Consider the following 13,298-nt stretch of genomic DNA (forward strand, 5'->3'; position numbering starts at 1 on the left):
CGAATGTATATATCCATACTATATCAGTCGAGGATGGAGCTGTATCATACTATTTGAAACAACATCATGGAGGGCCTGGCCAAATGACAGACCGACTAATCCGATTAATGCGCATTATTACGCTGGTACAAGCCAAGCCGGGCATTCTGGCTCGGGAGCTTGCGGAGAGGTGCGAGACAACGGAAAGGACGATATACCGTGACATGGAGGCCCTCAGCGCAATGCATATTCCGATCGCCAATATGGGACACGGAAGAGGGTACATGTTTATCAGCCATTTTGCCATGTATCCGCTAAATTGGTCTGACGAGGAAGCCCAAGCTTTCATACAGCTTGCAGACGTTATGGAAGATATTCGTCCGCTATTAAAGCCTGCATTTGAGAGTGCCTACGAGAAAGTAGTAGCTTCAAGCCAGAAGAACAGAACCGAGCGAGTGGAATGGGCTGAGCAGGTCAGAGGAATGTTTAAAGAAGGAGGAATCGTCTGTCAAAATATGGACGGTGATGAATCGAGTGATTCGCTCCTTTTGTTGCTTCAAGCAGGAATTTCACAAAACAGCATGGAAGGGAAATATCAGTCTCAGGGAGAAATGGAGATGATTCGCTTTGATCCATATTGCCTGATTCCTCGGGAATATCAATTTGATCTGTTAGCTTATTGCCATCTCTCCGAGAGAATGAGAACGTTTCAGGTAAACCGGCTATACGATTTACGAATTATTCCACGTACCTTCCGCAAAAATGATTATTTAATCCAGTCTTATTTCCGTACTGCCTGGATCACGAGAGGAAGTACAGAAGAGACCGTGGTTAAAATTCGATTTTCTTCCCAAGTTGTGGACCGCGTGATGCAGGAACGCTTTTTTGTGCGCCCCGTTCTGACCAGAGAGCCTGAAGGTACCCTATTGTTTGAAACTGTAGTGAGTGATGCTGAGGGATTTTTCGTGTGGATATCCAGATACGGGCCAGAGGCTGAGATCCTGGAACCGGAACATTGTCGTAACCTGATGCAAGAACATTTGGAGCGCTGGCGGCAAGTGTACAATCCAAAATGAACTTCAGATTACAGGTTTAACGTCTGGATACCGTCTTACTCCTTGGCTTTAAAAAGATTGGCAAGATTGCCAAACGGTGATTCCTTTTCCTCATCATCCATAGCACTGGAGTAAACCACTTTGGAAGCAATGCCTTCATCATCCGCTGCGCAATTATTTTCTAATTTGAACTTGTCGAACTGGTGCATAAACACTTTAGCTGTATTAATGGCATCATCCAAAGCGCGGTGTTGTGTACCGTCAAATTCAATTCCACAGAGTTCAAGAGCCTGGGCAAGTCCGAGTTGCCGAAACTTTCCTTCTTTGTGCATGGCCCGCGACCATTGTTGCTGTAAATCATTATGATTGGTAATCCAGGCCACATCCAAATGATGTGTTCTGCAATGGGAGATGAATTTGTTGCGGTCATCTGGTCCCCAGGAGCACATATAATAAGGCTCATTGCCCATCCAATCGATGAATTGACGCAGTGCTGCCGGGAAAAGAGGGGCTGCATCGATGTCTTTCTGTGTGATTCCTGTGAACTGAACGGTGTCGGTAGACAGGACGGATTTGTTAGATGGACGAACATACGTATGAAAGGTGTCCGTGACTGTAAGGCCTGTATCCGGGTTCTCACTCACTTTGACGGCACCGATATCGATAATTTCAGAGGAGTAGCGTGTATTGCGACTCACTGTAAATTCAAGATCATATATAATATAGGACATAAGATAAACTCCTTTATGAAAGATACAAATTTCCATTCAGGGACCCGTACGTTAGATCCGTAAAATGTTAATCTCTATTCTACAGTGAACCTGGGGCTGTGTCAGCCATTGTTATGGATTTCGCCTGAATTAGCTTGGTATAAGGGTTTCGAGTGACCCCTTCATTTAATTGTATTGATTGACAAGTTCGTCTAAATGTTCTAATGTGATCAAAAATGAAAAATAGCGTTTACCGAGGACATAATCACGTAAGCTTGCTTCAACAGAGAGGGAATGGATTGCTGTAACATTCCTGTTGCTGCTGCGCAATTCCTACCTCGTTAGCTGCCAAGGGGAATGTCTGTTTCATAACAGGTTGCAACCTTCGCCGGAAGGGTCCGTTATGCCCCAAAGGACTGTATGTTAGCGCGCGAGCTATGAAACGACTGTATGCAGTTAAATAAGGGTGGTACCACGACGCATTCGTCCCTTGACGAATGTGTCTTTTTGCTGTTCAAGATTTCATGTGCGTAGTGCCTACCTATCTGATCAATAAAAGGAGTGTATTCAAGATGCGTCAAAGTGAAATGCTTGTTCCAACGTTACGTGAAGCACCAGCTGAGGCTGATGCAACGGGACACCGCTTGCTACTGCGCTCGGGTATGATTCGTCAAGTGGCCGCGGGAATATACTGTTATTTACCACTCGGGCGACGTGTGCTTCTGAACGTCGAGCGAATCGTTCGGGAAGAGATGGATCGTGCCGGGTGCCAGGAAGTATTGTTACCCATTATGCAACCAGCAGAGCTGTGGGAGGATTCCGGCAGATACACGCAATATGGTCCAGAGTTGATGCGTCTGAAGGACCGGCACATGAGAGAGTTTGCGCTTGGACCAACCCATGAGGAGGTCGTTACGGCATTAGCTCGTGACGAGGTCAACTCTTACCGTAAGCTTCCCTTTACCTTGTATCAGATCGGAACCAAATTCCGGGATGAGCGCCGTCCACGTTTTGGTTTGTTACGTGGCCGAGAATTTATCATGAAGGATGCCTATTCATTTGCTTCGGATTGGGAGGAACTGGATCGAACCTATCAGGCAATGAATACAGCATATTGCCGCATTCTGGAACGCTGTGGCCTGGACTTTCTTCGAGTTGAGGCAGATGCGGGAACCATTGGTGGACAAGGTGAGACACATGAGTTCATGGCTCTGGCTGATATAGGAGAGGATACCATTGTGACGTGTAAAACATGTGGTTATGCTGCGAATCTGGAGAAGGCGGCGTTTCAATCCGTAGAACCTGCTATCCTTACGAATGAACCAAAAGCTAATGAGCACACGGAAGTGTTACGGATTGAGACACCAGGTGTTCAAACCATCGCAGAATTATGCTCTTTCCTTGATCAGAAGGCCGAAGATATGATCAAAACATTGCTTTATCTGGCGGATGGTCAGCTTGTTGCTGCTCTTGTCCGTGGGGATCATGAACTGAACGATATTGCCTTGAAACAGGTGCTTGGCGCAGAGGAATTGGAGCTGGCTGACGATGCAACTATCGCCGCGCATTCCAATCTCACCGTCGGTTATCTTGGACCAGTGGGGCTTGGGTTACGTATGGTGGTAGACGCTGATGTGGCCACCATGAAACATGCAGTGACCGGAGCGAATGAGGCTGGCATGCATCTATCAGGTGTTCGTCCAGGCATGGATTTTGCGCTGGATCAAGTCGAGCGTATCCGTTTTGCCACTGCAGGGGATTGTTGCGTATCATGTGGTGAACCACTTGTGTTCACCAAAGGTATTGAAGTAGGGCACATATTCAAGCTGGGTACAAAGTACAGCGATGCCATGGGAGCTTCTTTCCTGGATCGCAATGGCCGTCAGTGTGCACCTGTAATGGGATGTTACGGTATCGGGGTATCTCGTTTGATGGCAGCTATTGCTGAACAGTATGCGACGGAAGAGGGCATTCAGTGGCCTGTATCTGTAGCGCCTTATGATGTGCATCTTATCCCGGTAAGCTGGAAAGACGAGCATCAACAGAAGCTAGCTCTTGAGTTGGAGCAACATCTAATGGATTGTGGATTCCGTGTGCTCGTGGATGATCGGGATGAACGGCCGGGTGTGAAATTCAAGGATGCCGAGTTAATCGGGCTACCTGTACACATTGTTGTAGGCAGAGGAGCGGCCGAAGCACAGGTAGAACTGGGCTCTCATATGCTTGCTGATTCAGGCGAGACGAAGCGAATCAGTATAACGGCACAGGAAGCTGTGAATTACGTGAAAGAGCAAATGCGCCGAGATTAAGCAGGACTTAGCATATGTAGCGATGAAAATACATGTCATATGTGATAGATAACATTTGCCTATATAATAGGACTGAATATTGTGTCGATCTTTATTTTTAGCTGAATAAGCTAGAGGTTCCTTGGAAAACGGGACTCTAGAAGTAGAAAGAATGTCTAATCACAGAAAATAATCGTACCAAGTGACTATATCTGGAAAATAAAATTCAGGTTAATTGTGCTTTTGCTCATAAAGACACGTTAGGCTTGGCTATTCGAAGTGATACCGGTATAAGTATGCAAAACTAGCGGAAGCGTGGTTGTGCATCATCCGCGCCGTAAATCGCATAAATACGGATATTACAGGCATATATGTTCTAGTTCAGCAGGGGGTAGACATCAACTTTGAAGCCGAAAGCGGCATGCAAGAGATTTATTTTTGAAATAGAAAACGAAAGGGAGTCCTTAGCCAGTGATCTGGGTAAGGACTCCCTTTCGTCGTTTATTCGGAATGGTGCAGATTAAGAAGCAGCAGGCAACTTCAATGTTTGACCTGGATAAATCCAGTGTGGGTTTTTGATTTTGTTGATCTGTTGAAGTGTCTGCCATGTTGTACCATATTGTTTGGAGATCGAATACAGAGACTCGCCTGATTTTACGATATGCAATTTAGCAGGGGCTGGAGCTGGTTTCCCCGGTGCTGGTTTGACCGGTTTCTCCGGCTTTGGTTTTTCTGGTTGAGGCTTGGTTGGTGTTGGTGCTGGAACAGGGGCCGGAGCCTCAGTACCCGGTGCTTCTGGTTCTACAGCGGCTTTCTTGCCTTCACTTATGCGGCCGTCGGTTTTAATATCGACTGCGCCGAGTTTTTGCATGTAGTTGATCAATGCCTCATCCAGTGCACCGTACATACCGGTTGTTGGATACTTGGCGAACATCGTGTACTCATCACCGCCGACAGCTGTGAAGTCATTGGTTGCAAGGGTGTAGGTCGCGGCTGGATCAAGAGCTTTATCACCGACCATTACTGTATGAACACGGCTACCTTTTGCAGCAGCGGCGTCAATTTTGAATGTAATTCCGGATACTTGCGGGAATCCACCACTTGGTTCCGGGTAGGAACCTACACCGTTCTCCAGGGCTGCGAGTACATCAGAGCCTTTTACATCAAGGGTAACGACTTGGTTGCCAAAGGGAAGAACGGTAATGACATCACCTTTAGTTACGATGCCCTTTTCAATAGAAGAACGAATACCTCCGCCGTTAGTCAAAGCGATATCGGCTTTGCTGACATCACGGATTGCATCAGCCAGCAAGTCTCCTAGATTGGTCTCGCCAGCACGTACTTGTTCACGTTTGCCGTCGAGTAGAACAGCGGTATTTGCTACTTCTTCTTTCAGGATCGGTTCTTGTTTTTTCTGAATGGAACTTACGAGTGCTGCAACATTCCCATTGGGTTTAATGTCTTTGGCCCCGGTTTCATCCACTAATGTTGCTGTTTTCTTCGAAACTTTGCCGCCGTCTACCCACAGGTCAATGACACCTACATAATTGGTATATTCACCTGCACTTGCAATCAAAGTTCCATGATCAGATACAAGTCCGTTTTTCAATACGGTATGGCTATGTCCATCGATGAACACATCAATGCCCGGCACCTCTTTAACGACTTTGAAGCTTGTATCCGTACTGGAAACATCTTGTCCAAGGTGTCCGAGAACAACGACAACATCGACTTTGCTACGAATTTCATTCACAAGAACTTTAGCTTCTGCAGAAGGATCTGTAATTTGCAGACCTTCTACGTTTTTCGGGTTCGTTTTGTACATGGTTTCTGGTGTAGTCAAGGCAATAATCCCGATCTTCACACCATCCACTTCTTTAATAAGGTAGGGTTCGAAGATACGAGTTCCATCTTTTTTCTTCACGTTTGCACTGAGCATAGGGAATTTCATCATCTTCGCCAGCTCTATGAGACGTTCCGAGCCATAGTTGAATTCATGGTTACCAGGTACCATCGCCTGATAGCCTATTTCGTTCATGACCTGCACAATGCTCTCGCCTCTAACAAGAGTTGCAAATGTGGTACCGTGTACCGCATCGCCTGCATCCAGCAAGAGGGTGTTTGGATTTTCGCTGCGATATTTATCAACGATGCCTGCGACTTTGGCAAAACCCATAGCAGGTGATTGTTCCACTGCTCGAGCATGCATGTCATTGGTATGTAGGATAGTGATGTGTTTACCTGTTCCTGGAGCAGATTCCGTTGCTGCTGCCGCAATGCCTACACTGCCGAACAGTAAACAAACCGTTAGCAGAAGTGAAACAACGTTTTTCCAGTTTTTCATGAATCCGAAACCTCCCAAAATAGTAATCTATTAGAGCGTTTATACAGCTCATGTAGTATTTTAACAGACTATGTTGAGGAAATCTCGTGATTTGCGTAAAAATAAGTAACCTGAAAGTGACATCTGATTCTGCCTGGAAAACGGGTTCAACACTACATGATAAAGAACGTATGTTCTTAATTACTGTAAAAAAAATGCTGCGCATCACGCGGCAGTCCGGTACGTAAGCAAAATTTCTCAAGAGATTCTTCCGGTTCCGGTGTGACTCCGGCCGTCAATAGTTGAATGGCAAAAAGATTGGCTTGTCTCTCCAATTTGCCTGGAGCGAAGTAGGAATGCTCCTCAAGGAAGAAACGGTTAATTCCTTTGTGCAGTCTGTCATGCCCCAGTTCATGTGCACATACAAATCGCTGCCATTCAGGGGGCAAGTCATTGTGAATCACAATAAATCTGCGACGAAGTTTACGGAAATACAGCCCTTTCGTAGACTTGCCCAGATTCGTAAAACGAATCTGTATTCCTACAGCACGGGCAATGCTGAACGGACAGTTGGTTCGGTGTTTGCGAATCAGCTTGGTTACGATGTCATCCATATGATCTCACCTGCAGTTTCAATAAGTTTGAACTCGCGTCCTGGTCTCATGGGCGTTGATCCGATTCGCCTGGCTTTTTCCGTTTATTCATCTGTTTGGCTTCCCAGAACAAACCAGTCAGCACGTCTTTGATCCGTTTCTTGTCCTCTTCATCCAATGGAATTCCGTCGAACATCAGATCGTCGTCATCCTCCAGCATTTTTTTAAAATCCCGGCGATCCTTGTACGTCGCCCATTCCGGTACTTCCTGAGGGTTCGCCTCAAGGCCTGTCTCCATATAACCTGCCTGTTTCATCATGTCTGAGTAAGGTACGGCGAGTGCGTCGGCAATTTTTCGGATCGTTGCTGGTTTAGGCACCCCGCGCACACCATTTTCAATCCGTGAAATCTGTGAATTGCTTATTCCAGCCGCTTCGGCGAGCTGGTTGATGCTGAATCCCTGCTGCTCTCGCAGTTGTTTCATATAAGGACCAAAAGCGTGCTCCACAACTCATGCATCTCCTTCGACTCGTCATAAGTGCTTGTGATTATAAAGAAGTTCGTTCTGCTCATGTGACGTTCTGCATACTTGCCCGTTCCGGATGCGGATCATTCTTTTGATCGCTGTTATCCCCGGATTTCCTATCATTTCTCCTTAAAGGGAGAAATCCGGTGATAAAGGCGAGCGCTCCGCTTCTCCAGAATTGATTCCGCCTCCTGCACTTCGTCTGTGCTCCTGCCAACGTGGAATCATTCCCAGAGCCATGGACTTCTTTATAAAAAAACAAATGACTTATACGAGTTCAGTAATTATCTGTACTATATCGTATATATACCATTAGGTAAAGAGATATGAAACAATTATGCCAAAAGGTATAGGAAATGAGAGCGAAGGTTTTATTTTATCGTCTAAATGACCCAAAATGAAGGTTTACTCTTTTCTCCAGAAAGTGGTATCCTCTAATAGAAATACGAACAAAGTACGAACATAATGTAAACAGGGAGCCATTTCCAAAAGGCAACGGAAGAAAAAAATAAAAAACGTTATGTTTTGAAAAATCGGAACAATTCTATGTGGGAGACAGTCTTCGCTAGAAGATGGGGATGAGCAGAAATATCAGTATGAGTCGTCAAAATGGAATGAAATATAGAGTGAATTAACATTAGGAGGAGAATGACTATGGCAACGATGACAAATATGGAATTGATATTACCGGAATTGGATCGTCGGAAAACGCAGGCAGCTGTCGAGGCTGTATTGGAGAAGTATCGGATTTATAAAACGATTGCTTTTGAAGAACGTGAGGTGCAGGTGACTGCAAGTTATACGGAACGTTTTCATGGGGCTACCAATGTCACAGGAGATTCTACCGCGAAAACAGCAATCTTTAATGTGGATGTCCAGCGTGCGCGTCAGGCTTACTGCGATACCATTGATCATATCGTATCTCGGCTCAGTGAGAAAGAACGGGTATTAGTAAACGAGCGCTATATGAAGGACGATGATGTCTTTGACTATAAAATATACAACCATGTTTTTGATCCGCCTGTGAGCAAGGATACCTATACCAAGATTCGTACCCGTGCTTTTTACAAATTGGCGCTGGCTTTGTCTGACCGTGGGCTGATGAATATGGAACCTCTGTCATGCACAAGAAAAGAACGGAAGAAGCTTGGCTGAGCATTAGGCAAAAAGTTGAAGCTTTCATATCCCCGAAGGATTGGTTACAATGGTTTGGACAAAATCACAGACGGAGCATCTGAGGGGGAGTGCCAATGCCGGAAGAGGCTGGAATGCAGGAAATGGTGACACTGAAAACCATTGCGGAAACGTTAAACACCTCCAATGACCTTAGTCTGATGCTGGATACGGTGGTTGGCAAATTACTTGAGCTAACCGGACTCACGGCGGGATGGCTTTTTCTCATCGATGAACGCGGAGAGTATGCCTGTGTATCAGACTATAACCTGCCGCCAGCTTTAATTCGAAACGATAAAGAGCCCATGAGAACGGGAACGTGCTGGTGTATCAATCGTTTCAGGGATGGAAGGCTGCAGCATGCGGTTAATATCATTAACTGCAAACGTCTTGAAGATGCTGTGGAGTTTAAGTGGGGAGACACACAGGATATTACACACCACGCTACAGTCCCACTGCGCTCGGGTGAACGAATGTTGGGACTGCTCAATGTGGCAGCGCCAGGTAAAGAGGTTTTCAGCGATAGCGAACTCGCGCTTTTGCAGGCGGTAGCCTATCAGATTGGCAGTGCAATGGAGCGAATGCGATTGTATCGTGCGGAGCAACGACGGGCAGAACTTTATGCCCGGCTCGGAGATTTCGGTACAGCATTAAGTCTTGCGATCAATGAGTGTACCGAGTCGAATGCATTGCCTGACACCGTAGTAAGGTTACTTGGCAAGCATTTTGATTGGCCGTTCGCTGCGCTTGTACAACAAACGAATAGCACATTTCATATACATGCAATGTATGCTCATGGTGAGGTATGGACGGACACGCCAGATCCCCTTTCCTTGGAAGGGACACGCCTTATGGATCGGATCGTGGATCACTATCGTGCCGCCATCCTATCCGCAGATGAACTTGCTGAAATATTTGGCCAATTCAGGCTTGAATTTCAATGGGGTGAATTTGCTTCAGGGGTTGGTGTACCTCTTCCATATCATGCACCAGAGGAACCAGGAGTGCTGATCGTTGGTACTGAGTCACGATCTCTTGATCTGATCCGGGCAGACAAGGAAGTCCTTGAGGCTCTGGCAGAACATATCATTGCTTCACGTGAGAGCTTGAAGCTGGCAGATCATCGGCGCGAACTGGCGAGGCTTGAAGAGCGGAATCGGCTCGCTCGGGATTTGCATGATTCGGTGAATCAGATTTTATTCTCCCTATCGCTGACGGCGAAAGGTGCAGAGAGTATGCTCTCCGGTTCGGAACCGGTGCATCCGGCAGCGGAAGTGATGAGAGATATACGAGCCTTGTCTCAGGAAGCCCTTAAGGAGATGCGAGCGTTGATTATGCAGCTTCGTCCATCAGGTTTGGAGGCCGGATTGGTAAGCGCGTTACAGGAGTACGGTGCGAAACAAGGACTTCAAGTTATCGCTGACCGTAAGGGGATGCGCTCCATACCACGTTTCATTGAAGAAGGTTTGTGGCGTATTGGTCAGGAGGCGCTGAACAATATTCGAAAGCACGCAGGGGTATCCTCGGCATGCATACAGCTTGAATTCAGTGAACGTGAAGCGAAGCTCACGATCTCGGATCGGGGTAAGGGCGGCGCCAAGCGGCGGAAGCCATCATCGGAAAGTTCACTCGGATTGTCGATTATGAGGGAGCGTGCGCAATCACTCGGAGGCAAGCTCAATATATGGAGTTCTTCGCGTAAAGGAACAACCGTGACGGCAGTTATACCACTTCCGCATGAATCGGAATAGAGTCAGGAGGCAGGCAAAGATGCCGATTACAATATTACTTGCCGACGATCATGTCATGGTCAGACGGGGACTACATGTTTTTCTGAAAACGCAGGAGGATATGAAGGTTATCGGTGAAGCATCGAACGGGCAAGAAGCCTTGGAGCAAGCGCAGGACCTGGAGCCGGATGTTATTCTGATGGATCTTCATATGCCTGTCATGGACGGTATTGAAACAGCCAGGCGTTTGCGTAATCTGCTGCCACATACACGGATCATCGTGCTAACTTCGTTCTCGGATCAGGATCATGTCGTTCCTGCCGTTCGTGCAGGCGTAAAGGGCTATCTGCTCAAAGATATCGAGCCTGAGGATTTAGCCGTTGCGATCCGTAATGTGCATTCCGGTCAGGTCGAATTACATCCGGCGGCTGCAAGTCAATTGATGCACGTCATGGCGTCGATGGATATGCTGTCAGAAGCAAGTCGAGTGGAGGGCAGCTCGCAAGTGGAAAAGCCTTTCCAAGGTTCGAACCAGACTGTACACCAAACGAGTGGACCAAGTGAACGGAGCAATCCGAGTAAGTTAGATGAACCAGGTTATTCAAGTCGTTCAAATCATTCAAGTCATTCAAGTCATTCATGGAACTCTAATCCATCGAGTCCTCCGTCCGATGAAGGTCTAAATGCACTCACTCGCCGTGAACGCGAAGTGCTGGGGCTGATCGCTCAAGGGCTGAGCAATAAAGAGATTGCGGTTCGGCTTGTGATTACCGAGAAAACAGTCAAAACACATGTCAGTCATCTACTGGATAAACTGGGGCTTGCAGACCGTACTCAGGCAGCGCTTCATGCTGTTCGGAATGGCTGGGAACTGTAATGAGTTGCAGGCTATCATTGTAGTCGCCAAATTCAGACAAAATTCAGACTAAAGTCGTATGAACTCAACCGAAAGGTTGAGTTTTTTTGTGCTGAAGTTAAGTCCATTAGCTGACGAATGCCGACCTACATCAAGGTAAAATAAGGATAACCAAAGTCGAGAAGCAAGAGCATGGATGACGATAATAACAGCGATCAGGAGAGTGATTGTAATGAATATTGTGATATTGGCAGGCAGCAACCGAAGAAATGCAACGAGCACACGTCTGGGTGAATATGCCGTAGAGATCATTCAAGGACAAGGACACGAAGCGAGCTTGTTTAATCTGTATGAAAAACCACTGCCATTCTATGCTCCGGATGAAAAGCAAGAGACTGACGAGAACCTGGCAGCATTGAATACCTTGATGCTTGCGGCGGATGCCATCATTCTTTCTACACCGGAGTACCACGGTAGCATAAGCGGTGTGCTTAAAAATGCGCTGGATCATCTAAGTCAGGCTCATTTCAGCGGCAAACCCGTTCTGTCGATCAGCTCCGCGGGAGGAGCGGTTGGGGTAAGCTCACTTACCCAAATGCAAACCATGGTACGTAATCTGCACGGGATTAATGCTCCAGAATGGATCTCCATTGGTGGTGCACAGCGCAGACGATTTGAAGCGACATTTGACGGATATGAGGAATACGAAGGTAGTCAGGATATTGAGGAACGGGTGCAGCGCGTACTCGGATCTTTTCTGAATCTGGCTCAGACGTTAACGGCGGCAAGGAAAGCATAAATTCATCATCGTAATGAAATAGAAGGAGGGAATACAGCATGATTAAAGGTTTATATGAAACCCATCTGAATGTGACAGATCTTCAAAGATCACATCATTTTTACGAGAAGGTACTTGGATTACCTCTTGCTAGTGAAAACCCGGAACGCGGATACTTATTTTACTGGATTGGCGGCGAACGCCATGCCATGCTAGGGCTGTGGGAGAAAGACCCCGCGCAGGTGCAACGTCAGCACTTTGCTTTTCAAGTATCCCTGGAAGATATGAAACATGCCGTTGAATACCTTGAAAACAAGGGCATCGCCACTCGTAATTTTCTGGATGATGACATTGGAGAGCTATATGTATTTGGCTGGATGCCAGCGGTTTCTGTTTACTTTGCCGATCCGGATGGTCACTCGTTAGAATTCATTGCCGTGCTGCCGGACGAAGCGAAGCCAGAGCTTGGTTTGGTGCCGTGGAGTGAATGGGAGAAAATGCATGGGAGAAGCATATGATCATAGAGGAAGTACTGTTTTATAGCGTAAAGCTGGAGGAACTGCATCATTTCTATGGAGTTACGCTGGGCATGAGGGTATCCGAGATTAATCCTGTGGAGGAAGCCTTCACTTTGCAGGCCGGATACACCAAAATGATATTCAAACATTGGAACACTGCATCCCAAGTAGAGGGAAAGGGCCGAGCGCCGTTCTATCATTTTGCCTGGATGATCCCGACGAATCAGTTTCAGGAAGCCAAGCAGTGGGCGGCGTCACGAGTGAGGCTAAGCACAGATGGAGAGCGGGATGAAACTTACTCTAACAACTGGGACTCCCACTCACTATATTTTGAAGATCCGGCTGGGAACATTGTGGAGCTGATTGCTCATCACAGGAAAAACAACGAGCAAGAGCGCGCATTTTCGGTGGAAGATATTTTGAAGGTGTGTGAGATCGGGCTGGTTTCGGAGGATGTGCCAGCCACAGTGCACGAATTGGAGAAAGCAGGATTATCCCGCTGGGGCGAAGGAAGTGATACGTTTTCTCCTGTAGGTGATCGAAACGGTTTGTTTATTGTGGTGAGGAAGGAACGAGTATGGTTTTTCTCTAATCAAAAGGCACAGATTTTCCCGTTAGAAGCTACGATCCATCAAGTGGGCAAGCTTCAATTCAATGGAGATGGCAGCGACTCTTCAGGATATTCCGCCACTGGAGTGTCCGTATAAAATATCTTTAGATCAGATACAGCGCAAAAGGGGAATAAGTATCTGAACTCCATCATGTTATA

At 46.7% G+C, this 13,298-nt stretch carries 12 protein-coding genes; 8 read left to right on the top strand and 4 right to left on the bottom strand.

Features of this window, described 5'->3' with window-relative positions:
- The first annotated feature begins 83 nt into the window (after positions 1-83).
- Complete coding sequence (locus ACT89M_RS06075; protein WP_154890782.1) at positions 84-1,055, top strand: helix-turn-helix transcriptional regulator; 972 nt, start codon at positions 84-86, stop codon at positions 1,053-1,055.
- 35 nt (positions 1,056-1,090) lie between these two features.
- Here ACT89M_RS06075 and ACT89M_RS06080 read toward each other — a convergent pair whose 3' ends face one another.
- A complete protein-coding gene (locus ACT89M_RS06080; protein ID WP_154890783.1) occupies positions 1,091-1,765 on the bottom strand; it encodes a 3'-5' exonuclease in 675 nt (224 codons plus the stop codon).
- Positions 1,766-2,316: 551 nt separating this feature from the next.
- Here ACT89M_RS06080 and ACT89M_RS06085 point away from each other — a divergent pair.
- The gene (locus ACT89M_RS06085) at positions 2,317-4,053 is read left to right on the top strand and encodes a proline--tRNA ligase (RefSeq protein ID WP_154890784.1); all 1,737 of its coding nucleotides are present in this window, start codon (positions 2,317-2,319) and stop codon (positions 4,051-4,053) included.
- A gap of 499 nt (positions 4,054-4,552) precedes the next feature.
- Here ACT89M_RS06085 and ACT89M_RS06090 read toward each other — a convergent pair whose 3' ends face one another.
- The 3 genes from ACT89M_RS06090 to ACT89M_RS06100 all read right to left on the bottom strand — a co-directional run bounded on the left by ACT89M_RS06090 (position 4,553) and on the right by ACT89M_RS06100 (position 7,432).
- A complete protein-coding gene (locus ACT89M_RS06090) occupies positions 4,553-6,376 on the bottom strand; it encodes a 5'-nucleotidase C-terminal domain-containing protein (protein WP_308722410.1) in 1,824 nt (607 codons plus the stop codon).
- Between the two features lie 176 nt (positions 6,377-6,552).
- Positions 6,553-6,969 (bottom strand): ImmA/IrrE family metallo-endopeptidase, encoded by a 417-nt coding sequence (locus ACT89M_RS06095; protein WP_090918365.1) that lies wholly within the window; start codon positions 6,967-6,969, stop codon positions 6,553-6,555.
- A 46-nt stretch (positions 6,970-7,015) separates the two neighbouring features.
- The gene (locus ACT89M_RS06100) at positions 7,016-7,432 is read right to left on the bottom strand and encodes a helix-turn-helix domain-containing protein (protein ID WP_090918477.1); all 417 of its coding nucleotides are present in this window, start codon (positions 7,430-7,432) and stop codon (positions 7,016-7,018) included.
- Positions 7,433-8,146: 714 nt separating this feature from the next.
- Here ACT89M_RS06100 and ACT89M_RS06105 point away from each other — a divergent pair.
- The 6 genes from ACT89M_RS06105 (at position 8,147) to ACT89M_RS06130 (ending at position 13,236) form a co-directional block, all read left to right on the top strand.
- Positions 8,147-8,629, top strand: coding sequence for an ArpU family phage packaging/lysis transcriptional regulator (locus ACT89M_RS06105; RefSeq protein WP_090918475.1), 483 nt, complete (start codon positions 8,147-8,149; stop codon positions 8,627-8,629).
- A gap of 95 nt (positions 8,630-8,724) precedes the next feature.
- A complete protein-coding gene (locus ACT89M_RS06110; RefSeq protein ID WP_308722412.1) occupies positions 8,725-10,398 on the top strand; it encodes a GAF domain-containing sensor histidine kinase in 1,674 nt (557 codons plus the stop codon).
- 19 nt (positions 10,399-10,417) lie between these two features.
- Entirely contained in the window at positions 10,418-11,254 is an 837-nt protein-coding gene (locus ACT89M_RS06115; RefSeq protein ID WP_308722413.1) for a response regulator transcription factor, read from the top strand.
- 211 nt (positions 11,255-11,465) lie between these two features.
- On the top strand, positions 11,466-12,032 hold the full coding sequence (locus ACT89M_RS06120) for an NADPH-dependent FMN reductase (RefSeq protein ID WP_308722414.1): 567 nt from the start codon (positions 11,466-11,468) through the stop codon (positions 12,030-12,032).
- A 38-nt stretch (positions 12,033-12,070) separates the two neighbouring features.
- Positions 12,071-12,529 (top strand): VOC family protein, encoded by a 459-nt coding sequence (locus ACT89M_RS06125; protein WP_154890789.1) that lies wholly within the window; start codon positions 12,071-12,073, stop codon positions 12,527-12,529.
- Positions 12,526-13,236 (top strand): VOC family protein, encoded by a 711-nt coding sequence (locus ACT89M_RS06130; RefSeq protein WP_154890790.1) that lies wholly within the window; start codon positions 12,526-12,528, stop codon positions 13,234-13,236. The genes ACT89M_RS06125 and ACT89M_RS06130 overlap by 4 nt, the downstream gene beginning before the upstream one ends.
- Positions 13,237-13,298 lie beyond the last annotated feature (62 nt).

The organism is Paenibacillus sp. NN59 (assembly GCF_057597225.1).